Raw genomic sequence first — 24,567 nt, forward strand, 5'->3', positions numbered from 1 at the left:
TTGAGTGTGAAACATTGTTGCCAATCATGGCTTTCTTTCCGGTAATTTGACAAATCTTCGACATTTCTATCTTATTTTTATAGTTTTATATCTATACTTCTTTCAAACAGGACGCAAAGTAAGCACTTTTATCCGTATAAAACAAGAAATTCCTAAAATAATTCACTTCTGAATACCAATTTTCCCTTATTTGAGTAAATCCCGTAAAATTAATAACGCATTATTGCCGGCTCTTTCAATATTCATGGATCTTCCGCGATTTGTTTCCTGCTTGTAAGTACGAATTTCGTTTTTATAACCAGCAGCTATCCAAACTGTCCCTACCGGTTTTTCAGGAGTTCCTCCTCCGGGACCGGCTATGCCTGAAGTTGCCACAGCACAGTCGGTTTTCAATGCTTTCATCGCACCTTTTACCATTTCAATCACAGTTTCTTCACTAACAGCTCCATGCCGTTCCAAAGTTTCGGGAGAAACGTACAAGAGATTCATCTTTACTTCATTGGAATAAGCCACTATACTTCCATTAAAATATTCCGAACTTCCGGCAATAGATGTTAATCGTGCGGCAATACTTCCTCCAGTACAACTTTCTGCGGTGGAAACGGTTATTTTCTTCTTTTTTAGTAATTCGCCGATAATAACTTCCAAAGGAGTATCTTCCTCACAGAAGATATCTTCACCCAAAATTTTCTCTAATTTAGCTTTTTCGCTATCTAGAAGCGCCCGCACTTCTTTTTTATCTTGTCCGCGTCCAGTCAATCGCAGGCGGATTATTCCAAGTTTTGGTAAATAGGCCAGTTTGATGCTTTCCGGCAGTGCAGTTTCCCATAGTTCCAGTTTTTCAGCCAATACAGACTCTGGATAGTGTTGTACAAGAAATGTTTGATGCATAATCACATCCGTTTGAAATTTCTCATGCAGCTTGGGCAATATGGATTCCGTCATCACAACTTTCATCTCCTGCGGAACTCCCGGCATTGAAACGAGAACTCTGTCGTTTCTTTCAAACCAACTAACAGAAGCACTCCCTACCGGATTATTTATAACGGTACAGCCCTCGGGAACCATTGCCTGCCCTTTATTTAAGGCATTCATGGGGATTTTTCCGGCCAACACCCGTTTTATGTTTTCAAAAACTTCTTCACTAAATACCAGTCTAGTATGGAAATACTTACATAGCGTTTGTTTTGTTATATCATCTTTAGTAGGACCTAGTCCCCCGGTCACTAAAACAATATTCACCCTTTTCATCGCATTATCGATCGCTTCAAGAATCTCATCTTCCCGGTCACGGATTGAAACAATACGAAGAACCTCAATGCCTATCTTATTTAATTTCTGTCCTATCCAGGCAGAATTAGTGTCGACAACCTGCCCTATCAGCAGTTCGTCACCAATGGTTATTATTTCAGCAAACATACTTTCCTTATTTTATCCTATATATTAAGGTATATTTTTAGTCTTACGGACAAGGAGCCTATTTTCAATAAGGAAATTATTCTAATGTAACGCGAGAATAGGCCGGAAGATCAATAGAGCAAAAATCCCTATCCAAATATTTAAAATATCCGGTAATAGCGATCATTGCTGCATTGTCGGTAGTATAGCTGAATTTTGGAATAAAGATATCCCAGCCATATTTTTCGGCATGTTCCCGAAAAGCATTACGTAATCCGTTATTCGCAGAAACTCCTCCTGCTACGGCTACTTCCTTGATTTTGTATTCTTTTGCAGCTTTACGCAATTTATCCATTAGAATATCTACAACTGTTGCTTCCAATGATGCAGCCAAATCCACTTTATGATGTTCTATAAAATCAGGGTCCTCTTTCAGCCAGTCACGTAATGAATAGAGGAATGAAGTTTTTAATCCGCTAAAGCTATAATCCAGCCCCGGAATATGCGGTTTGCTGAATGTGAATACTTTCGGGTTTCCCTGGCGTGCCAGTTTATCAATAATCGGTCCACCCGGATAACCGAGCCCCATTACTTTGGAGCACTTGTCAATAGCTTCACCTGCAGCATCATCAATCGTCTGCCCCAAAATCTCCATATCGTTATAGGCTTTCACTAATATAATTTGTGAATTTCCTCCAGATACTAATAGACATAAGAAAGGAAAATTGGGTTGTCTATTTTCCTCACCTTCTGCTTTAATAAAATGAGCTAAAACATGTCCATTCAAATGATTAACATCAATCAATGGAATATTTAAGGAACGAGCGAATCCTTTAGCGAAAGAGACACCGACGAGCAATGAACCCATTAATCCCGGACCACGTGTAAAAGCTACCGCACTCAATTCTTCTTTAGTGACTCCAGCACGTTTCAGCGCTTCATGTACTACCGGTACGATATTTTGTTGATGCGCCCGTGAAGCCAGCTCGGGTACTACTCCACCGTATGCTTCATGTACGGCTTGGCTCGATACCACGTTCGACAGCAGATAACCATCTTTGATAACAGCTGCCGACGTATCATCACAAGAGGACTCAATTCCTAATATTATTACACTCATAAGTAATTAAACTATTAAAACGGTGCAAAAGTAATCATAAAACTACGATTCATAACGAACTATTTTATATTTTTGTTCGCAAAATAAAAATAATCGCTTATCAGAACGCTGAAAAAGACTGTACGCTGGGTAGTTGGTATTGTACTGGGAGTATATATCGGAACTATTGTTTTGCTGAATATACCAAGTGTTCAGCAAGTCATGAGTGTATTTGTAGCCGAGGAGCTCTCCGACTTATTGAATACACGGGTGACAATTGGCCGGATAAATATAGGATTGTTGAACCGTATCATCATTGACGATGTATTGCTTGACGACCAAGACGAGCAGGAAATGCTCAAAGTGACTCGTTTGTCTGCCAAATTTGATATCATGCCTTTTTTTAAAGGTAAGATATCCATTAGCAGTGTCCAGTTATTCGGTTTCAATATCAATCTTCAAAAAAAGACACCAGACTCTCCACCTAATTTTAAATTCGTATTAGATGCATTTGCTTCCAATGATACGGTGAAGAAAGACAACTCATTGGATTTGCGTATTAATTCTATCCTGATTCGTCGTGGGCGAATGGCTTATCATGTACTTTCAGAAGAAGAAACACCCGGGAAGTTTAATGCCAAACACATCCATCTTCAGAATATTATAGCTAATATTTCATTGAAAGCCTTGAGTAAAGATTCAATAAATCTGGGAATTAAGCGGTTGAGCCTTGATGAAAAAGTATCCGGTTTCTCTTTGAAGAAGATGAGTCTGAAGCTAGTTGCCAATAGCAGGCAGACAAGCATTGACAATTTTGCTATCGAATTGCCCGAAACATCTCTGAAACTGGATACAATTCATTTGATATATGATAGTTTGAAAGCCTTTGACCGTTTTACGGAGCAGGTTCGTTTTTCTTTCCGTACGTTGCCGTCACAAATCACTTTAAAAGATATTTCTCCTTTTCTTCCGGCGCTATCGCACTTCAAAGAGCCGATATCGTTGGATATGGAAGTAAAAGGTACTGTCAATCAATTGACCTGTTCGCATCTGGAAATAACAGCCGACAATCGTCAGTTCCGCCTTAAAGGAGATGTGGCACTTCAGGACTTGTCGCATCCGCAAGACGCTTATGTGTTTGGAACCCTATCCGAACTTACTGCTACTACTCGTGGCGTAGGATTTTTAGTCCGCAATTTGAGTCATGATTATAATGGAGTGCCTCCAGTACTGGAACGCTTGGGAAATGTCAGTTTCCGGGGAGAGGTTTCCGGCTATTTCACAGATATAGTAACTTATGGCCAATTGCATACTGATTTGGGCGGTGTCAATATGGACTTGAAATTGAGTTCTGATAAAAGTAAGGGATTGTTTGCTTATTCCGGTGCCGTTAAAACAACCGACTATAAGTTAGGTAAATTATTGGCTAACGAGCAACTGGGAGAAATCACATTCAACTTAGATGTACATGGGCGCCATGTAACCGACCGACTCCCTGTTGTTGAATTGAAAGGGCTGATAGCTTCCGTAGATTATAGTAGATATAGATATGAGAATATTACACTGGACGGAGAATATAAGCAAGGAGGATTTAATGGCAAAGTAGCACTGGATGATCCGAATGGCTCTATTTATCTGAATGGAGATGTGAATGTTTCCTCCAGAATTCCTACATTTAATTTTCAAGCTATTATCAATAAATTGCGGCCACATGACCTGAATCTCACCTCCAAGTATCCGGATACGGAATTCTCTTTGAAACTAAGAGCCAACTTCACGGGAGGCTCAGTTGACGAAATGATTGGAGAAATCAATGTGGATAGCCTCGAATTTATGTCACCAGAGAAACAATACTTCATGAACAACATGAATATCCGGGCCAGTAAACAGAATAACGAGAATCAGTTGAGATTGACTTCTGAGTTTCTGACAGCAAGTGTGGAAGGAAAGTTCCAGTATCACACATTGCCTGCCAGCATTCTGAATATTATGCGGAAATATGTCCCGTCATTAATATTACCTCCCAAAAAGCCAATTGAAACACACAATAATTTCCAATTCGATATACATATATATAATACAGATATTCTATCCACGATTTTTGATATTCCGCTGACGGTATATACTCATTCCACTTTGAAAGGATACTTTAATGATCCCTTGCAGCGTTTGCGTGTGGAAGGATACTTCCCCCGTCTTCAATATAAGAACAACTTTATTGAGTCGGGCATGATTTTGTGCGAGAATCCATCAGATCATATTCGTGCGCGGGTGCGCCTGACCAATCTGAAGAAGAAAGGAGCAGTCAACCTTTCTTTGGATGCGCAAGCTAAAGACGACAATATCAGTACGACATTGGATTGGGGAAATAGTGCTGCGGTGACATATAGCGGGCAATTGGCCGCTGTGGCAAAGTTCTTGCGTACCGAAGGAGAGAAGCCTTTATTAAAAGCAATGGTAGAGGTGAAACCGACGGATATTATTCTGAATGATACCCTTTGGCAGATACATCCTTCACAGGTAGTAGTGGATTCCGGCAAGGTAGACGTGAACAACTTCTATTTTAGCCACCAGGATCGTTATGTACGTATAAACGGACGTCTTTCGGACAATCCGCAAGATAGTGTAAAGGTTGATTTAAAGGATATCAACATGGGATATGTGTTTGATATTGCAAGTATTTCCGATGATGTAAATTTTGAAGGAGATGCTACAGGAACTGCCTATGCAAGTGGTGTTTTCAAAAAACCTGTGATGAATACGCGTTTATTTATAAAAAATTTCTCTCTTAATCAAGGACGTTTGGGCGATTTGAACATATATGGCGAATGGGATAATGAAAATAGAGGAATCCGACTGGATGCATCTATCAAAGATATTTCTACGACCCCGTCACGTGTCACCGGCATCATTCATCCGCTAAAACCGGAAAGTGGGCTTGACTTAAATATCGAAGCAAATGAACTGAATCTGAAGTTTCTGGAACATTATATGAAGTCTATTGCAAATGATATAAAAGGACGGGCAACGGGTAAAGTACACTTCTACGGGAAATTTAAAGGATTGAATCTCGATGGCGCAGTCATGACGAATGCTTCCATGAATTTTGATATTTTGAATACTCATTTTGCTATAAAGGATACCATTCTTTTAGCTCCTACCGGATTGACATTCAACAATATACATATTTCTGATATGGAAGGCCATTCGGGAAGAATGAACGGTTATCTGCATTTCCAGCATTTTAAGAACTTAAATTATCGTTTTGAGATACAAGCAAACAACATGCTTGTAATGAATACAAAAGAATCGACGGACATGCCTTTCTATGGCACGGTGTATGGTACCGGAAATGCATTGCTTACCGGAAATGCCATACAGGGACTGGATGTTAATGTCGCCATGACGACCAATCGAAATAGCATCTTTACTTATATTAATGGTAGTGTTGCATCAGCTACGAGTAACCAGTTTATCAAGTTTGTAGACAAAACTCCCCGCCGCACTATTCAGGATTCTATTCAAATAATTTCTTATTATGAACAATTGCAACAAAAACGTCAGGAAGCTGAGGAAGAACAAAAGACGGATATACGATTGAATATTCTTGTAGATGCGACGCCAGATGCAACAATGAAGATTATCATGGATCCTGTTGCCGGAGATTATATCAGTGGCAAGGGTACAGGAAATATACGAACAGAATTTTACAATAAAGGGGATGTGAAGATGTTCGGTAGCTACCAAATTAATCAGGGAGTATATAAATTCAGTTTGCAGGAAGTGATCCGTAAAGACTTTGTTATCAAGAACGGAAGTACGATTACCTTTAACGGTGCCCCTCTGGATGCAAACTTAGACATTCAGGCTTCCTACACGGTAAATTCAGCATCTCTGAATGACCTGATACCGGAAGAATCTTCGTCAATCATACAACAACCCAATGTTAAGGTGAACTGTATCATGAATTTGAGCGGGATATTGGTACGACCTACTATTAAATTAGGTATTGAGCTTCCGAACGAACGGGATGAAGTACAAACATTGGTACGTAATTATATTAGTACGGAAGAACAGATGAATATGCAAATCCTTTATCTATTGGGTATTGGTAAGTTCTACACGGAGGATGCACGTAATAATCAAAATTCAAACGTGATGTCTTCGGTGCTTTCTTCCACCCTCTCCGGTCAGTTGAATAACGCCTTGTCGCAAGTCTTTGAAACGAATAACTGGAATATTGGAACAAATCTAAGCACAGGCGATAAAGGCTGGACAGATATGGAAGTGGAAGGCATCTTGTCCGGTCAGTTACTGAATAACCGGTTACTTATTAACGGAAACTTTGGTTATCGGGATAATCCAATGGCAAACACGAATTTTGTGGGCGACTTTGAAGCAGAATGGCTGATAAACCGTTCGGGAGACATTCGTTTGAAAGCTTACAATGAAACGAACGACCGATATTATACAAAGACAAATCTGACTACACAAGGTGTAGGTATTATGTACAAGAAAGATTTCAATAAATGGAGTGACCTGTTCTTTTGGAATAAGTGGAAGCTACGTAATAAACGAAAACAGGAAGAAAAGTCCAAACAGCAGACAGACAGTATCGGAAATGCCAATACAGCAAAGTCTGTATTAAAAAGGCAACATGAGCAGTGATAAAACGCAGATGCCTTGAAAATAAGAGTTTCACCTAGAGAAACTCTTATTTTCAAGGTATGAAACCCATAAAAAATAATCGCATGATTGACTCTACCTAAAACTATAAATGAATAGTTCGTTACCGTTCCATAATAAGATTATTGTATAATTATTAGTCAAGTATTTGTCCGTCAGCTCTTATTTTTACATCTATCTCACTATTTTCTATGTCAATCAAGTAGTATGTAACACCCGTTGCTTCTTCAACATATTCAGTGTCGTCGTCATCAACTCGTCCAGGATATGTAGCATGAATCGTATTTTTTACAGGATCAGGCAATGTGTTGAAATGTACCTCCCATGAAGTTAAAACCCACTTACCTTCTTGAGTAAACCATGCAGATGCTTCATGTCCGTCATAGAAATCTGCTACGTAATATCCGTACTTGTTTTCCCATTCTACGTTTGTGGCATTCGGATATTTAGCCGAAAATGTACTTTGCAATTCAACAGGAACAGCTATTGATTCATCATCATTATTATCGCAACTATGTAAGCTCCATGCAACACCTAATACCAATAAAAAGGTAAAAATCTTTCGTTTCATCATTAGTTCTATTTTTTTAAGGTTTAGTTATCAATATCGATCAAATTGAATTTCAGATCGAACTTTAATTCCACACGATTGGAAAGTTGCACTTCATATTCCTTTTTATCGCGTTCAATTTTCAGCACTCTAGTATCAGGATAATTAGTTGTCACATATTTCTGAATAGTTGTGGGGATAATAGCTGTGGGAACAGAAGTATATTTGCAATTCACCTCCTCCCAGTTTCCATTCTTGCCAAACTCCACTTTATTGCCATTCGTGAAAATCACTTCATAACTTTTATAGAAGAAATCACTTTCCATTTTTGCCAAAGCAACTTTACTATCGGCAAAATGCTGTTTGATGAACTGTTGAGCCGGTTGTGGCATTTGAGTAACCTGGATTGGTTTGTCATCGTCTGCACGTGCTACTGTTTGCAAAGTAAACAAACATACTAATAAGAATACTAACTTTTTCATAATCGTTGTTTTTTTAATTGGTTTTACTGTTATCATTTAATTTATATTGCAAAGATGAGGGGAAAATCTGAAAAGATTTGGGAATTTTGAGAATTTCCGAAAAAATAAATCTCATAAAAATATAGTGACGCTATGCCCTCAACATAGTGTCACCATATCTATGGAATATCGTCACTATCGAATGGAAATAACGTCACTATATATTTCATCACAGAATTAGATTCTTTATGATTCTTTTAAAACTACTAATAAACACATCGTTTATTTTTGCAAACACAAATTTGACAGTATTCATATTAAATAACCATAAGAACTTTTTTATGACTATGAGAACAAATTGTTTTTTATTAGTAGCTATTCTATTGGGATTAATTCCCTTGAACTACACACACGCAAACGACTCAATTCCTAAAAGCGTGATTCTGTACACTCCCTACACCAAAATTTCTGTATCACCGGGAGCGTCAATTGATTACAGTATTGACCTCATTAACAATACGGATGAATTGACAAATGCAAACCTTTCTGTTAGTGGATTGGGCAGCAGTTGGAAACACGAAATGAAATCCGGCGGTTGGAGCCTTAGTCAATTGTCCGTACTTCCCAAAGAAAAAAAGACTTTTAATCTGAAAGTCGATGTTCCATTGAAGGTAAATAAAGGAAACTATCATTTTGTAGTGTATGCCGGAAATGTAAAACTTCCTTTGGATGTTGTAGTTGCTCAACAAGGTACTTACCAGACTGAATTTACTACCGACCAGCCCAATATGGAAGGTAACTCCAAGTCAACCTTTACCTTCAGTACCACTTTAAAGAACCAGACTGCCGACCAACAGTTGTATGCTTTAATGGCTAATGCACCAAGAGGATGGAATGTTATTTTTAAACCTAACTACAAGCAAGCTACCTCTGCACAAGTGGAACCCAACAGTAGCCAGAATGTAAGCATAGATATTACTCCTCCTGCCAATGTAGAAGCCGGAAGCTATAAAATCCCGGTACGTGCTGCTACGGGAACTACTTCGGCTGAACTTGAATTGGAAGTAGTTGTGACCGGTTCTTTTCAAATGGAACTAACTACTCCGAGAGGATTACTAAGCACCGATATCACTGCCGGAGACGTGAAGCGAATTGAACTGGAAGTAAAAAATACAGGTTCATCATTGTTGAAAGATATCCAGTTATCTGCCAGCAAACCAGCTGATTGGGAAGTAACTTTCGAACCAACAAAAATTGATGCATTAAAAGCCGGCGAAACATCGACGGTAACCGCTATATTAAAAGCTTCTAAAAAAGCACTCCCAGGTGACTATGTGACTACCATTATGGCAAAAACTCCTGAAGTAAACGCTGATGCGCAATTCAGAATCGCAGTAAAAACTCCGATGATATGGGGGTGGGTAGGCGTTTTGATTATTGCGGCTGCTATCGGTGTAGTTTACTATCTGTTCCGTAAATATGGAAGGAGGTAAATTATGGGCGAACAAGTGATCGTACTTACCGATCTGACCAAACAATACGGTAATTTTACTGCTGTGGATCATATTCGCCTGCATATTCAAAAAGGAGAAATATTCGGATTACTGGGTCCGAACGGTGCCGGAAAATCAACTACCATTTTAATGATGTTAGGGTTGACAGAACCGACATCGGGTTCCGTTGAGATTTGCGGCATCAATTCGACTACACACCCTATCGAAGTAAAAAGAAAAATCGGCTATTTGCCCGAAGATGTAGGATTTTATGATGATATGACAGGACTGGAAAATCTGATATACACAGCACGCTTGAATGGTATTCCTGATAAGGAAGCGAGAGAAAAGGCCATGGAGTTAATGAAACGTACAGGATTGGAAGATCAACTGAAAAAGAAAGCAGGAAAATATTCACGCGGGATGCGACAACGGTTGGGACTTGCGGATGTACTTATCAAGAATCCGGAAATTATTATTCTGGATGAACCGACTTCGGGTATTGATCCTGCTGGTGTTCAGGAATTTATCGAACTGATCCGTTGGCTAAGTAAGGAGAAGGGATTGACCGTGCTCTTTTCCTCTCATCACCTGGATCAGGTACAAAAAGTATGCGACCGGGTCGGATTATTTAGTAATGGGAAAATACTCGCACTGATTGATATGACAGAACTGAAAGATAAGAAACAGGAACTGTCTGATATCTATAATCATTATTTTGAGGAAGGAGGAGAACAACATGAATGAAGTCAATCATCCTTTTTGGGTTATCGTCAATAAAGAAATATCCGATCATGTCAAAAGTTGGCGTTTTATTATTTTGATCGGTATTATTGCACTGACCTGTATGGGTTCTCTATACACTGCCCTTACTAATATTGGCGCAGCAATAAAGCCGAATGATCCGGATGGTTCGTTTCTGTTTTTGAAATTATTTACAGCTTCGGACGGAACTCTCCCCTCTTTTACGTTGTTTATCAACTTTTTGGGACCTCTATTAGGTATTGCTCTAGGATTTGATGCCGTCAATTCAGAGCAAAATAAGGGGACATTAAGCCGTATGTTATCTCAGCCTATTCATCGTGATTGCATAATTAATGCGAAGTTTATGGCTGCTTTGATAGTAATAGGTGTTATGCTATTCGTACTCGGTTTTCTGGTAATGGGATTCGGACTGATTGCAATCGGTATTCCTCCTACGGCTGAGGAATTTTGGAGAATTGTATTCTTCATTATAACAAGTATTTTCTATGTTGCTTTTTGGTTGAATTTGGCAATCCTATTTTCATTGCGTTTTCGCCAGGCAGCTACATCAGCGTTGGCATCTGTGGCAGTGTGGTTGTTTTTCAGCGTATTCTACACAATGATTGTAAATCTGGTGGCAAAAGGATTGAGCCCTTCACAAATGGCGTCGCCTTATCAGATCATCAGTTATCAAAAATTCATTCTCGGATTAATGCGTCTGGCACCTAGCGAGTTATTTAATGAAGCTACTACGACGCTGTTAATGCCTTCTGTAAGAAGTCTAGGACCACTTACAATGGAACAAGTTCAGGGAGCTATTCCAAGCCCACTTCCATTAGGACAAAGTCTTCTGGTAGTATGGCCACAACTCACGGGATTAATTGCAGCAACAGTTATCTGTTTTGCTATCTCTTATATTATGTTTATGAGAAGAGAAATTCGATCCCGATAGAGATTCGTACCACAAAATCCACAAAGGACACGGAGAAATAGTTTGAACGATCAGTTTATAATAACCGATAAATATCTTGTTCACTCTCACTCCGTGTCCTTTGTGTTCTCTGTGACGAAAACGATCATTTCAAAATCTCGAAACAATGCTCCTCTTGTTCGAAGTAATAACGTATATTCAAATGTTGTAGACGACAAATTGAATCGGCTATTGCCAGCCCTAGTCCGGTAGAACCCTCTTTTTTACTTCCTTGATAGAAACGTTCAAAAATATGTTCTTCATCTAATGGATGTCCTGACCCGGAATTTCGGAAAGTAATGCTGTTTTTTGTAATAATAATCTGTATACGTCCTCCGTCCATATTATGCACGAATGCATTCTTCAAGAGATTAGTTAATAGAGCAACTGCCAAAGACTCGTTCATTACAATATGAAAACGATCCTGCTCAGTGATATTTACTTCTATGTTGCGGTAATCATAGACCTCTTTATAGTCTTCCAAATATTGCTTGAGAAGTGTGTTCAGTTCCAAATCTTTGGTATCAGTAAACTGTCCATTGTCAATCTTAGTAAGCAATAATAAAGATTTATTCAGTTTGGTTATATATTCCAATGTCTGATGCGTTTTCATTAGTTCTCCAAGTTGATTTTCCGACAATGAATCATCATCCATTAACATTTCCAACCGATTACGGCAAATGGCAAGTGGTGTTTGTATCTCATGCGAAGCATTTCCGATAAATTGTTTCTGTTGTTCGAACATTTGTTCCGTCCGTTCGGCATATCGGACAGCTGCATCATTTAGTTTCCGGAATTCTGTGATTTGGGTATCATTGTTCAATGCTTCGTTTTTCTTTCCCGTCTGATAACTGTCCAACCAATGAAGAAGTACATATAATGGACGCATATTTCGATAGAATACCCATACAGATATGATTATGATGCAGAGTAACAGGGCTACATATAAAAAGATAATCCATACTTGAATAGCATCTTTCAAATCATCCTTCTCGATACTGGGAGTAGATACAGTCAGTTCATAATAACGTCCTTCGTCATTTTTTAAGATAGTGGTCAGGATACGCGCCGGCTCTGTTTCCCCTTTTTCTACGATATAGACCATAGAATCTTTATATTGGATATCATTGCGGTTTCCAGCATATTCTTTAGTTACTTCAGTAAGATAATACTGATTATTTGAACCGTTGTTTTCAGAAGGAAGCTCCTCTCCTGCCAATGCCCGAATGATAATTGTCTCCGAGTAGTCTTCAAGTGAATCATCGACTTCATCATTTACTTCATCAATCATTGTAACATAAAAAAATACGGCCCAAATTGTCAGGATAAGTGTCAAGGCTAAAGTGATGCGGAGAATGATGTAATATATTAATTTCATGGATGACTCCTATTGTTTCTGTTATTCTACTATCATTTTGTAACCGAATCCGTAAACTGCTTTAATTTCAAGATCTGCTCCTGCATCCTTCAGCTTTTTACGAAGATTTTTGATTTGGGCATAAATAAAATCGAAGTTATCTACTTGATCGATATGATCTCCCCATACAGACTCTGCCAATGTATTTTTATTAACCAAGTGTCCAGGGCGATTTATGAAGTATAATAAGATATCATACTCCTTTCTATTTAATTCCAGTTCCTGATTATTGACAAAAACACGATATTTATCCGGCTCTATCCGTACATTTCCCTGACGGATATCAATTTCTCCGTCATGCTGATTGCGGCGAATTACACTTTTTATCCGGGCATTTAATTCAGCTAGATGAAACGGTTTCGGCAAATAATCATCTGCACCTAATTCTAATCCCAAGACCTTATCTTCCAAAGAATCTTTGGCAGAAATTATAATCACATTTTCCCGTTTATGCAAGGCTTTCAACCGTTCTAGAAGGTCAAGACCACTTCCGTCCGGTAACATAATATCCAATAAGATACAATCATAGTCATAGTCTTCAATTTTGCGTAAAGCAGAGTTGAAGTCACCTGCTGCTTCTACAACATAACGTTCTTTCTCCAGTGAACGTTGAATTAGTTCCCTTAAAGAGGGCTCATCTTCTACAATTAATATCTTCATAAAATCTTCTCCTTTCTTTCTTACATGATACAAAGAAAGAGGATATTTCTGAAAAAAAACTGAAATGGATAAAAAAAGAGTCCGAAATTTAATCTGAAACTTCGGACTCTTGTATGAGAAAGTAATATCTTTATTAAATAAATAGACCTTTCTTTCAACTGTTTAACCGCACAGTTTAATAAGAGCGTGCAAATATAACACGGCAAGCAGACGGTTTGCCTGTTACCATACATTTGCCCGGTTCTTTATCTCCCGGAACGAACGACTCGAATGGAATACAACGGATAGTTGCCTTCGTTTCTTCTTTGATTTTTTCTTCTGTTTCAGTTGTTCCATCCCAATGAGCCAAGATAAAACCACCTTCCTCTATCTTTTCCTTGAATTCTTCGTATGTGTCTACTACTGTAATTTTAGAATTACGATAATCCAATGCTTTCTTGTAGATATTAGCCTGAATTTCTTCGAGCAGGTTCTGAACATAAGCTTCAATGCCCTCGCAAGTGATAGTTTCTTTTTCAAGTGTATCGCGACGCATTACCTCCATTGTATTGTTTTCAAGATCACGTCCACCCATAACCAGACGAACAGGTACACCTTTCAATTCATAATCTGCAAATTTGAAGCCTGGACGTTTATTATCTGCATTATCATACTTAACAGAAATACCTAATGCTTTCAACTTGGTAACAATACCCGCTACTTTGGCATCAATTTGTTTCAGTTGCTCATCGTTCTTGTAAATAGGAATAATAACTACTTGAATCGGAGCCAGATGCGGAGGTAATACCAGTCCATTGTCATCTGAATGAGTCATAATCAGGGCACCCATTAAGCGGGTAGAAACACCCCATGAAGTAGCCCATACATATTCCAATTTATTCTCTTTGTTCACGAACTGAACGTCGAAAGCCTTGGCAAAATTCTGTCCCAGAAAATGAGAAGTACCACTTTGCAGTGCTTTTCCGTCCTGCATCATAGCTTCGATAGTGTAAGTGTCAAGCGCACCGGCAAAACGCTCGTTGGCAGACTTTACACCTTTCACAACCGGAACAGCCATATATTTCTCTGCAAATTCACCATATACATTCAGCATTCTTACTGCTTCTTCTTCAGCTTCTTCGCGAGTAGCATGGGCAGTATGTCCTTCTTGCCACAAGAATTCAGCAGTACGCAAGAACAGACGAGTACGCATTTCCCAACGGAAAACGTTCGCCCACTGATTGCAAAGAATAGGCAGGTCACGATAAGATTGAATCCAGTTTTTATAAGTATTCCAGATAATTGTTTCTGATGTCGGACGAATAATCAATTCTTCTTCCAATTTTGCGGCTGGGTCTACTACTACCCCCGAACCGTCTTCTGCATTTTTCAGACGATAATGTGTCACTACGGCACATTCTTTTGCGAAACCTTCCACGTGTTCAGCTTCACGGCTCAGGAATGATTTCGGAATTAATAATGGGAAATATGCGTTTACGTGACCTGTTTCTTTAAACATATCGTCCAGTTGACGTTGCATTTTCTCCCAAATAGCGTATCCGTAAGGCTTAATCACCATACATCCGCGTACGGCAGATTGTTCTGCCAAATCAGCTTTTACCACCAAATCGTTATACCATTGCGAGTAATTCTCGCTACGTTTGGTAAGGTCTTTCAGTTCTTTTGCCATTATATTTTTTTATTTAAAGTACTCATAAGTGTCAAAACAGGGTGCAAAAATACGAAAAATGCATGAACTGCCCTATTCTTCATGCATTATTTTCATAGTAGAAAGAGACTTTGCCCATTGTTATCTTTCAGTCACAAAAAGAAAGCCAGATAGCTAAAAAATAACTATCTGACTTTTATCGTGAGCGGTAAGCGAGACTCGAACTCGTGACCCTTAGCTTGGGAAGCTAATGCTCTACCAACTGAGCTACTACCGCATTTTTACCAGTTTAAAGGATCTTCCTTTAAATTACACTGCAAAGGTAAATATAATTTTTATATCTCAAATAAAATCCTTGATTTTTTAATAGGGGAAATATTACATAACTTTGAACTAAATCAGAATAATCGATAACTCTTTCATTGAGTTTAAAAAGTTGTTTCTCCATTTATTGGAGTGAACAAACCTGTTCCTTCATCTGTTAGAAAGTCTCAAATTTAGATTTAACCTAACCAGCATGAAAAAAAATAAATCACTTTTTGTACTACTTGCTTTGTGTTTCTCTGCTATTTGGGCAGATGCACAGGTTTCATTGAGTTTTGAGGAATCATTACGTCTACTCCGACAAGAAAATCAAAGCTTAAAGATAGCCGATAAAAGTATAGAAATAGCTAAGGCAGAGCGAGATAAATTGAATGCTTTTTGGTATCCCAGTCTTCAATCTTCGGGTGCATTTGTACATATGTCGGAGAAGATCGAGGTGAAACAGCCGTTGTCTCAATTTACAGATCCGGCAAAGAATTTTGTACATTCCATAATTCCGGACGATCAAGTTATTTCGGCGATTCTGGATCAGATAGGGGCAAATACTCTTGTTTTCCCCCTGACTCCACGTAATTTAACCTCTATTGATTTATCTGCAGAATGGGTACTCTTTTCCGGAGGAAAACGATTTCATGCAACTAATATCGGTCGGACAATGGTAGACTTGGCACGTGAAAACCGGGCACAGACTGTTGCTACCCAACAAAATCTGTTAACGGAAAGTTATTACGGATTACGGCTGGCACAGCAAATCGTAACCGTTCGGGAAGAAACTTATAAGGGACTGCAAAAACATTATGAGAATGCACTGAAACTGGAAGCTGCCGGAATGATTGACAAAGCAGGACGGCTTTTTGCCCAAGTAAATATGGACGAAGCCAAACGTACACTGGATGCTGCACGAAAAGATGAAACTGTGGTTCAAAATACGCTCAAGGTATTACTGAATAAAAAAGATATGGATGAAAACATTGTTCCCACTTCTCCACTTTTTATGAATGACTCTTTGCCGCCGAAAATGCTTTTCGACCTATCTGTTAACAGTGGGAACTATATGCTTAACCAGTTACAGCTACAAGAACATATTGCCAAACAGGAAGTGAAGATTGCTCAAAGCGGCTATCTGCCGAATATAGCCCTTTTCGGAAAACAGACCTTATATTCGCATGGCATTCAGAGTAATTTACTGCCACGTACAATGATAGGCATTGGCTTTACATGGAATCTATTCGACGGATTAGATCGTGAAAAGAAGATCCGGCAGTCGAAATTAACTCAACAAACATTAGCCCTCGGACAGATGAAAGCCCGTGACGATCTAGCAGTTGGAGTAGATAAACTCTATACGCAATTGCAAAAAGCACAGGATAATGCAAAAGCATTGAATACTACGATTGCTTTAAGTGAGGAACTTGTACGTATCCGGAAGAAATCATTTGCAGAGGGAATGGCAACTTCCACCGAAGTTATTGATGCCGAAACAATGCTTGCCAGTGTAAAAGTAGCTCGCCTGGCAGCCTATTATGAGTATGATGTAGCACTAATGAATTTACTTTCACTTTGTGGTACACCTGAACAATTTATAAACTATCAACCTAAACCGTAACAAACAATGAAACCAACTAGTAGAACCCTTTCATGGGCTTTTGTTATTATTTTGCTAGTCGTCGGTATCTTTACCGCCCTTGGAATGATATTGATGCACAAACAACCACTGGTTCTGCAAGGAGAAGCAGAGGCCACAGAAATCCGTATCAGCGGAAAACTTCCCGGACGCATTGATACGTTTCTCGTTCAAGAGGGAGATTGGGTGCGTCAGGGAGACACTCTTGTAGTAATTAATAGTCCGGAAGTACACGCCAAGTTTCAACAAGTCAATGCATTGGAGCAAGTAGCAGTACTGCAAAACAAAAAAATTGATGCCGGCACCCGACGACAGATTGTAGCCACTGCATTGCAACTCTGGAACAAGACTAAGAGCGACCTGTCACTTGCGAAAATAACTTATAATCGTATACTTACTTTATACAAGGACAGTGTAGTTACTTCTCAACGGAAAGACGAAGTAGAAGCTATGTATAAGGCAGCATTAGCAGCCGAACGCGCTGCTTACGAACAATATCAAATGGCAGTGGATGGTGCACAGACGGAAGACAAAGCATCTGCCGCCAGTATGGTAGATGCTGCCCGAAGTACTGTTGATGAAGTCTCAGCCTTACTGGTAGATGCCCGGTTGACTGCACCGGAAGACGGACAAATAGCCACAATCTTCCCTAAACGCGGTGAATTGGTCGCACCGGGAACTCCTATTATGAATCTGGTAGTCATGAATGACGTTCATGTTGTACTTAATGTACGCGAAGACTTAATGCCACAATTTAAAATGGGTGAAACGTTTGTTGCAGACGTACCTGCTATCGATAAAAAGAATATAGAATTTAAAATCTATTATATTAGTCCGTTAGGTAGTTTCGCAACCTGGAAATCAACCAAACAAGTTGGTAGTTATGACCTGCGCACGTTTGAGATCCACGCCCGCCCTACTCAAAAGATAAAAGATTTGCGTCCGGGAATGTCTGTATTACTGACGTTAAATTAATAAAAGAATGAGTCCATCACAAACATATTCACCCTTTCGTACCGTACTACTCCGGGAGTGGCGACGAATGACTTCGCGACGCCTTTATTTTGGTGTCTGCATCATCCTGCCATTATTCACACTCTTCTTTATGGCAACTATTTTCGGCAACGGACAAATGGAAAATATTCCTATCGGCATTATCGATCAGGATAATACCGCTACTTCCCGTAGTATTATTCGAAATATATCTGCCGTACCGACTTTTAAAGTAACAAAGTATTTCGTGAATGAAGCAGCCGCTCGGGAAGCCGTACAAAGAAAAGAAATTTATGGTTATCTTTCTATTCCTCCCAAATTTGAACAAGACGCCATTACAGGACAAGATGCAACTCTTTCCTACTACTATCATTATGCTTTATTGTCTGTAGGTGGCGAGTTAATGGCTGCATTCGAAACAGCATTGGCTCCAGTGTCACTCTCTCCTGTTGTGATGCAAGCTGTTGCTCTGGGAGTGGAACAAGATCAGATTACAACTTTCTTATTGCCAGTACGGGCAAGCAATCATCCAATATATAATCCAAGTCTGGATTACTCCGTTTATTTGAGCCAGCCATTTTTCTTTGTCTTATTTCAAATATTAATTTTATTGACTACAGTATACGCAATCGGCATTGAAATCAAGTTTCGTACAGTAACTGATTGGCTAGTTGCTGCAAAAGGGAATATGGTAACGGCGATATTAGGAAAACTGTTGCCTTATACTATTATATATATCCTGATAGGTTGGCTGGCCAATTATGTGATGTTCGGAATTCTACATATTCCCTTTCAAGGGAGTTGGTGGCTAATGAATATAATGACAATGCTTTTCATTATTGCGACACAATCATTGGGATTGTTCCTATTTTCATTATTTCCTGCCATTTCACTGATTATTAGCATAGTATCTATGGTAGGCTCTTTGGGAGCTACTTTATCCGGGGTAACTTTTCCTGTTCCCAATATGTATCCGTTGGTTCGGGATGCTTCCTATCTTTTCCCAGTCCGGCATTTCACGGAAATGATGCAGAATATGCTTTACGGGAGTGGCGGTTTTACCCAGCTTTGGCCATCGGCCATGTTTCTTTGTATTTTCCCCCTGCTCGCTTTTTCGTTGCTTCCTCATTTAAAAAGAGCCATAGAAAGTCATAAGTATGAAAACATTAAGTAAATTACAACAGTTATCATTCATCATTCAGCGTGAATTTCTGGCTATCAGTACCAGCTATGCAGTATTGTTAGTATTGATAGGAGGTATTTTTGTATACGGGTTACTCTATAATTATATGTATGCCCCTAACATTGTGACAGATGTCCCTATCGCCATAGTCGACAATTCGCACAGTGAGTTGAGCCGTAATTTTATCCGTTGGCTAGATGCTACTCCGCAAGCTGATGTTTACAGTCAGGCAATGGACTATAATGAAGCCAAAGAATGGATGAAACGAGGCAAAGTACAAGGAATACTGTATCTGCCACACGATTTTGAGGCACGGGTATTTCGTGGAGATGAATCTATTTTTTCCCTTTATGCAACAACTGATGCATTTTTGTACTTTGAAGCCTTACAAGGAGCTTCGTCACGTGTGATGTTGGCGATTAACGATAAATACCGACCCGATGAAGCTGTGTTTCTGCCCCCACAGGGATTATTGGCTGTAACTATGGCAAAACCGATCAATGTAGAAGGGACCGCACTTTATAATTATACGGAAGGATATGGCTCCTACCTGATTCCTGCCGTTATGATGATTATTATATTTCAAACTTTGCTAATGGTTATCGGTATGGTGACCGGAGAAGAATATAGTTCAGACGGAATCCGTACTTACGCTCCTTTCGGCCATACTTGGGCAGCCGCCATACGCATTGTAGCAGGAAAGACATTTGTATATTGCGGATTGTATGCTATCTTTTCTTTCTTCTTATTAGGATTGCTCCCTTATTTTTTCAGTATTCCCAATATTGGAAATGGTCTGTATATTGTGCTATTAATGATTCCTTACCTGATAGCTACTTCTTTCCTCGGACTGGCTGCTTCCCGTTATTTTACCGATTCGGAAGCACCTTTGTTAATGATAGCTTTCTTTTCAGTCGGATTGATTTTCCTTTCCGGAGTTTCTTACCCAATGGAGTTAATGCCTTGGTATTGGAAAGCGGCACATTATATTCTTCCGGCAGCTCCTGCAACACTTGCTTTTGTACAATTAAATTCAATGGGAGCAAGTATGGCTGATATACGACCAGAATACATTACTTTATGGATTCAAGTACTCGTTTATTTTATATTAAGTATATGGGTATACCAAAAAAAGCTTCAGAAAAGTCAACTTCGTTAAGTAAATAATCAACTTAGGAAACAAAAAATTTCCAAACGAAAGTTTTCTATAAGAATGTGCTACATTTTTTTGTTTTTCTCATCGCTTTTGTATAGTTTCGTAAACTATTATTTTTAAATAGCAGTTAAAAACAATTTAAAAATAAATGATTATATGAAATACATTGTATATATTTTCCTTTTGTTTCCTATTCTGGTCACGGCACAAACTTACAAATATATAGGAATAGAAAATGGATTAAGTAATCGAAGGATATTCAACATTCAGAAAGATGATCAAGGCTATATGTGGTTTCTCACCAATGAAGGAATGGATCGTTATAATGGTAAAGATATAAAGCATTATAAACTGAACAAAGATGATAATTCCGTTGCTTCCCAAATACACCTCGGTTGGTTATATGCTACTCCGGAGGCAGGTTTATGGGTGATTGGCAGAAAAGGACGTCTCTTTCAATATGAAAAGCAATATGATCGTTTTACGATAGGATATAAACTACCGGATATATCGAAAACGATTAATTATGGTTATGTAGACCACAACAATAATATTTGGTTATGCTGCAATGATTCTATTGTATTATACAATATCAAAAATGCTCATACATTTCAGTTCCCTAATATACTACACAGCAATATTACAGCCATAGAGCAGATAGATGACAATCATTTCTTTATAGCAACAGAAACAGGCGTGAGGTATGCTAAACTGGAAAACGGTGCTTTACAAATTATCCCTACCGAGACGCTTGATTATTTTCATACGCAAGTAAGTGTGTTGTATTTCCAGCAACAGCAAAAAAAATTATATATCGGCTCATTTGAGAGGGGTATTTTTGTATATGATATGCTTTCCCAAGAGATTATCCGGCCTGAAGCAGATCTTAGTGATGTGAATATAACCCGTATCAGACCATTAAATGAAACAGAACTATTAGTGGCAACCGAAGGCATGGGCGTATATAAGCTAGACATGAACAAATGCATATTAGAACGTTACATATCAGCAAATTACCAGAGCTATAATGAAATGAATGGTGACAACATCAATGACGTATTTGTTGATGAATCAAAACGAATATGGCTTGCCAATTATCCCACAGGAATTACAGTTATAGATTATCGTTATGAAAACTATCATTGGATGAAACACTCTATGGGCAACAAGCAGTCCATTGTCAATGACCAGGTGCACGCTGTCATTGAAGACAGTGATGGAGATTTATGGTTTGGTACGAGTAACGGCATTAGTCTTTACAATTCGGGAACGGGAGAATGGCATTCTTTTCTGAGTTCTTTCAATCATCAGCTAAAAGACAAAAATCATATATTCATAACTTTATGTGAGGTTTCACCCGGCATTATCTGGGCAGGAGGCTATACTTCCGGTATATACAAGATAAATAAAGCAGATTTATCCGTGGAATATTTCTCTCCTTATTTACTTTCACACATAAATATGCGCCCGGATAAATATATCCGTGATATGATAAAAGACTCAAAAGGACATATATGGTCGGGAGGATACTATAATTTAAAATGCTTTGATTTGGCAACTAACAGTGTTCGCCTATATCCGGGAGTAAGTTCTATTACAGCTATTGCCGAAAAAGATAGTCATAATATGTGGATCGGAACGGCAATGGGATTGTATTTGCTGAATAGAGACTCCGGGAAATACGAATATATTAAGTTGGAAGCCGGATCGACCTACATCAATACGCTTTATCAAGCAGATAACGGACTGCTATATGTTGGTACGAATGGAGCGGGAGTATTTATATATGATGCACAAAATAAGAAATTTGAGCATTATATAGCTAAAAATTCCGCACTTGTTTCCAACAGCATTTTTACTATTTTGCCTGAAGTTGACGGACGAATCATGATGAGTACGGAAAATGGGGTCACCAGTTTTCATACGAAGGAAAAAATATTCCATAACTGGACCAAAGGAGAAGGATTATTGCCTGCCTATTTCAATGCTTCATCCGGAGTATTACGTAAAAATAAGAACTTTGTATTTGGTAGTACGGACGGAGCTATCGAACTTCCCCAAAATGTAAAGTTCCCCGATTATGTATATACAAAGATGATATTCAGCGATTTGAATATTTCATACCAGCCTGTATATCCGGGAGAAGAAGATTCTCCATTGGAGAAAAGTATTAATGATACGGATGTGTTGGAGCTGAAATATAATCAGAATACATTCTCATTCAGAGTTTCCACTATCAACTATGATTCTCCGGGAAATGCTCTCTATGCATGGAAGTTGGATGGTTTCTTCGAAAAATGGACCGAACCGGGAGCAGCCAATCTGATTCGTTATACCAATTTGCCACCGGGAAAATATACTCTTTATGTACGTGCCATTTCAAGGGAAGAACATGATATTGTTTTTGAAGAGCGTACAATGAGAATTGTCGTTACGCACCCTTTTTGGTCTAGTTGGTGGGCAATCACTTGTTACGTGTTATTAGTAATTTTGGGATTCATCTTTATTCTACGGGTTATGAATTTAAGAAAGCAAAAGAAAATTTCAGATGAAAAGACGAGTTTCTTCATTAATACAGCTCATGACATACGTACTCCGCTAACTCTGATTAAAGCTCCTTTAGAGGAACTGCTGGATGAAGAACCTTTATCCGCCAACGGAATAACTCGTGCAAATACTGCATTAAGAAATGTGGGGACTCTTTTACGGTTAACCAACAATCTTATTAATTTTGAGCGTGCGGATGTGTATTCTTCAGAATTGTGTGTTTCCGAATATGAGTTGAACACCTATATGCACGAAGTATATGAAACTTTTTCTTCCTATGCTGCTATCAAACATATTGACTTCACCTATGAGAGTTCTTTCAGTTATTTGAATGTGTGGTTTGATAAGGAGAAAATGGATTCAATTCTAAAAAACATTTTATCAAATTCACTAAAATACACTCCGGAGAATGGTAAAGTAAGTGTTTCAGTATCCGAAAGTAATGATTCTTGGAAAGTAATAATTGAGGATACGGGCATTGGAATTCCATCCAGTGAGCAGAGTAAGTTGTTCAAGCTCCATTTCCGAGCCAGTAATGCTATTAATTCCAAAGTTACGGGTAGTGGCATCGGGCTAATGCTGGTAGGAAAATTAGTTCGTCTTCATGGTGGTAAGATTAATGTGGAAAGTATAGAACATCAAGGAACTACTGTCAGGATTGTTTTCCCGAAAAGTAATAAGCATTTTCAGAATGCGGGTTTGATTCCACCAGCCAAACCGTTGGAACAGACTCCTGAACTGACGGTTCCCAATATTTCTGCCACACCGGTGAATACCGTAGAAACAACAAACTCACAACGTATTCTAATTGTAGAAGACAATGATGAATTGCGTTCCTATCTGGTCAGTTCATTATCTTCGATGTATCACGTACAAGCTTGCGGAAATGGGCGGGAAGCACTAATTATTGCAAAAGAATTCTGGCCCGACCTTATTCTTTCAGATATCATGATGCCGGAGATGAGAGGCGATGAGCTATGTGTCGCTATAAAAAATGATATTGAGACATCACATATTCCGGTACTGCTGCTTACAGCTTTGGGAGATGAAAACAACATTCTTGACGGGATGTCAATCGGTGCAGACGCATATATTGTCAAACCTTTCAACGTGAGAATATTGAAAGCAAGTATTGCAAACTTATTGGCTAACAGGGCGTTGTTACGTAGCAGATATGCTAATCTGGATATTGATTCGGAACCTATGATACCGTCAGCAAACGGAACCACCAGTCTTGATTGGCAGTTTATATCCGCTGTAAAGAAAAGTATTGAGGAAAATATGGATAATACAGGTTTCTCTGTCGATGTACTTTGTGAGTTGCATCACATGAGCCGTACTAGTTTCTATTGTAAACTGAAGGCGTTGACAGGACAGTCTCCGACAGATCTGATTCGAATTACCCGTTTGAAACGTGCTACACAACTATTAAAAGAAGGTGGACATACTATTGCCGAAATCTCAGATATGACCGGCTTCTCTGAAAGCAAATACTTCCGGGAGGTATTCAAGAAACATTATAAGATGAGTCCGACTAAATATGCAAAAGAAGGAAGTAACTCCTCTCCTATTATAACGGAAGACAATTTATCCGATGACTAAAAAGGAGGTAAC

At 38.8% G+C, this 24,567-nt stretch carries 17 protein-coding genes and 1 tRNA gene; 9 read left to right on the forward strand and 9 right to left on the reverse strand.

Annotation, left to right across the window (positions count from 1 at the left end; all coding sequences use genetic code 11):
* The 3 genes from BHV72_RS01015 to tsaD form a co-directional block, all read right to left on the reverse strand.
* The coding region (locus BHV72_RS01015; protein ID WP_286853643.1) for a large ribosomal subunit protein bL28 at positions 1 to 64 on the reverse strand (64 nt) is incomplete at its 3' end.
* A 122-nt stretch (positions 65 to 186) separates the two neighbouring features.
* A complete protein-coding gene (locus BHV72_RS01020) occupies positions 187 to 1,419 on the reverse strand; it encodes a competence/damage-inducible protein A (RefSeq protein WP_005675792.1) in 1,233 nt (410 codons plus the stop codon).
* Positions 1,420 to 1,495: 76 nt separating this feature from the next.
* Complete coding sequence (gene tsaD / locus BHV72_RS01025; RefSeq protein WP_122295395.1) at positions 1,496 to 2,518, reverse strand: tRNA (adenosine(37)-N6)-threonylcarbamoyltransferase complex transferase subunit TsaD; 1,023 nt, start codon at positions 2,516 to 2,518, stop codon at positions 1,496 to 1,498.
* Between the two features lie 201 nt (positions 2,519 to 2,719).
* On the opposite strand from tsaD, the gene BHV72_RS01030 reads away from it, so the two are divergent.
* Positions 2,720 to 7,165, forward strand: coding sequence for a translocation/assembly module TamB domain-containing protein (locus BHV72_RS01030; protein WP_122295396.1), 4,446 nt, complete (start codon positions 2,720 to 2,722; stop codon positions 7,163 to 7,165).
* Positions 7,166 to 7,319: 154 nt separating this feature from the next.
* Here BHV72_RS01030 and BHV72_RS01035 read toward each other — a convergent pair whose 3' ends face one another.
* Positions 7,320 to 7,757, reverse strand: coding sequence for a PepSY-like domain-containing protein (locus BHV72_RS01035; protein WP_022041511.1), 438 nt, complete (start codon positions 7,755 to 7,757; stop codon positions 7,320 to 7,322).
* Between the two features lie 20 nt (positions 7,758 to 7,777).
* Positions 7,778 to 8,215: a PepSY-like domain-containing protein gene (locus tag BHV72_RS01040; protein ID WP_005681163.1), complete on the reverse strand. Its 438-nt coding sequence runs from the start codon at positions 8,213 to 8,215 to the stop codon at positions 7,778 to 7,780.
* Positions 8,216 to 8,535: 320 nt separating this feature from the next.
* Here BHV72_RS01040 and BHV72_RS01045 point away from each other — a divergent pair, with 320 nt between their 5' ends.
* Genes BHV72_RS01045 through BHV72_RS01055 form a run of 3 tightly spaced genes read left to right on the forward strand, consistent with a single transcriptional unit; the run spans position 8,536 to position 11,383 of the window.
* On the forward strand, positions 8,536 to 9,687 hold the full coding sequence (locus BHV72_RS01045; RefSeq protein ID WP_122295427.1) for a COG1470 family protein: 1,152 nt from the start codon (positions 8,536 to 8,538) through the stop codon (positions 9,685 to 9,687).
* A gap of 3 nt (positions 9,688 to 9,690) precedes the next feature.
* A complete protein-coding gene (locus BHV72_RS01050; protein ID WP_005675786.1) occupies positions 9,691 to 10,434 on the forward strand; it encodes an ABC transporter ATP-binding protein in 744 nt (247 codons plus the stop codon).
* Entirely contained in the window at positions 10,427 to 11,383 is a 957-nt protein-coding gene (locus tag BHV72_RS01055; protein WP_032837767.1) for an ABC transporter permease, read from the forward strand. Before BHV72_RS01050 ends, BHV72_RS01055 begins: the two co-directional genes overlap by 8 nt.
* A gap of 124 nt (positions 11,384 to 11,507) precedes the next feature.
* Here the strand turns inward: BHV72_RS01055 and BHV72_RS01060 are convergent, their stop codons facing one another.
* The 4 genes from BHV72_RS01060 to BHV72_RS01075 all read right to left on the reverse strand — a co-directional run bounded on the left by BHV72_RS01060 (position 11,508) and on the right by BHV72_RS01075 (position 15,403).
* The gene (locus BHV72_RS01060) at positions 11,508 to 12,779 is read right to left on the reverse strand and encodes a sensor histidine kinase (RefSeq protein ID WP_286853601.1); all 1,272 of its coding nucleotides are present in this window, start codon (positions 12,777 to 12,779) and stop codon (positions 11,508 to 11,510) included.
* Between the two features lie 21 nt (positions 12,780 to 12,800).
* Complete coding sequence (locus tag BHV72_RS01065; RefSeq protein ID WP_022041509.1) at positions 12,801 to 13,478, reverse strand: response regulator transcription factor; 678 nt, start codon at positions 13,476 to 13,478, stop codon at positions 12,801 to 12,803.
* Positions 13,479 to 13,653: 175 nt separating this feature from the next.
* Positions 13,654 to 15,147: a proline--tRNA ligase gene (proS, locus tag BHV72_RS01070; RefSeq protein WP_005675780.1), complete on the reverse strand. Its 1,494-nt coding sequence runs from the start codon at positions 15,145 to 15,147 to the stop codon at positions 13,654 to 13,656.
* 183 nt (positions 15,148 to 15,330) lie between these two features.
* Positions 15,331 to 15,403, reverse strand: a tRNA-Gly gene (locus BHV72_RS01075).
* A 240-nt stretch (positions 15,404 to 15,643) separates the two neighbouring features.
* Between BHV72_RS01075 and BHV72_RS01080 the strand changes: the two genes are divergently transcribed.
* The 5 genes from BHV72_RS01080 to BHV72_RS01100 all read left to right on the forward strand — a co-directional run bounded on the left by BHV72_RS01080 (position 15,644) and on the right by BHV72_RS01100 (position 24,555).
* On the forward strand, positions 15,644 to 17,056 hold the full coding sequence (locus tag BHV72_RS01080; RefSeq protein WP_122295397.1) for a TolC family protein: 1,413 nt from the start codon (positions 15,644 to 15,646) through the stop codon (positions 17,054 to 17,056).
* A 6-nt stretch (positions 17,057 to 17,062) separates the two neighbouring features.
* The gene (locus BHV72_RS01085; RefSeq protein ID WP_005675778.1) at positions 17,063 to 18,049 is read left to right on the forward strand and encodes an HlyD family secretion protein; all 987 of its coding nucleotides are present in this window, start codon (positions 17,063 to 17,065) and stop codon (positions 18,047 to 18,049) included.
* A gap of 7 nt (positions 18,050 to 18,056) precedes the next feature.
* A complete protein-coding gene (locus tag BHV72_RS01090) occupies positions 18,057 to 19,241 on the forward strand; it encodes an ABC transporter permease (RefSeq protein WP_122295398.1) in 1,185 nt (394 codons plus the stop codon).
* On the forward strand, positions 19,225 to 20,409 hold the full coding sequence (locus tag BHV72_RS01095; RefSeq protein ID WP_122295399.1) for an ABC transporter permease: 1,185 nt from the start codon (positions 19,225 to 19,227) through the stop codon (positions 20,407 to 20,409). The genes BHV72_RS01090 and BHV72_RS01095 overlap by 17 nt, the downstream gene beginning before the upstream one ends.
* A 153-nt stretch (positions 20,410 to 20,562) precedes the next feature.
* Positions 20,563 to 24,555, forward strand: coding sequence for a hybrid sensor histidine kinase/response regulator transcription factor (locus BHV72_RS01100; protein WP_195578820.1), 3,993 nt, complete (start codon positions 20,563 to 20,565; stop codon positions 24,553 to 24,555).
* Positions 24,556 to 24,567: the final 12 nt, after the last annotated feature.

The organism is Bacteroides sp. 43_46 (assembly GCF_001915455.1).
In the GTDB taxonomy this organism is placed as follows: Bacteria; Bacteroidota; Bacteroidia; order Bacteroidales; family Bacteroidaceae; genus Bacteroides; species Bacteroides caccae.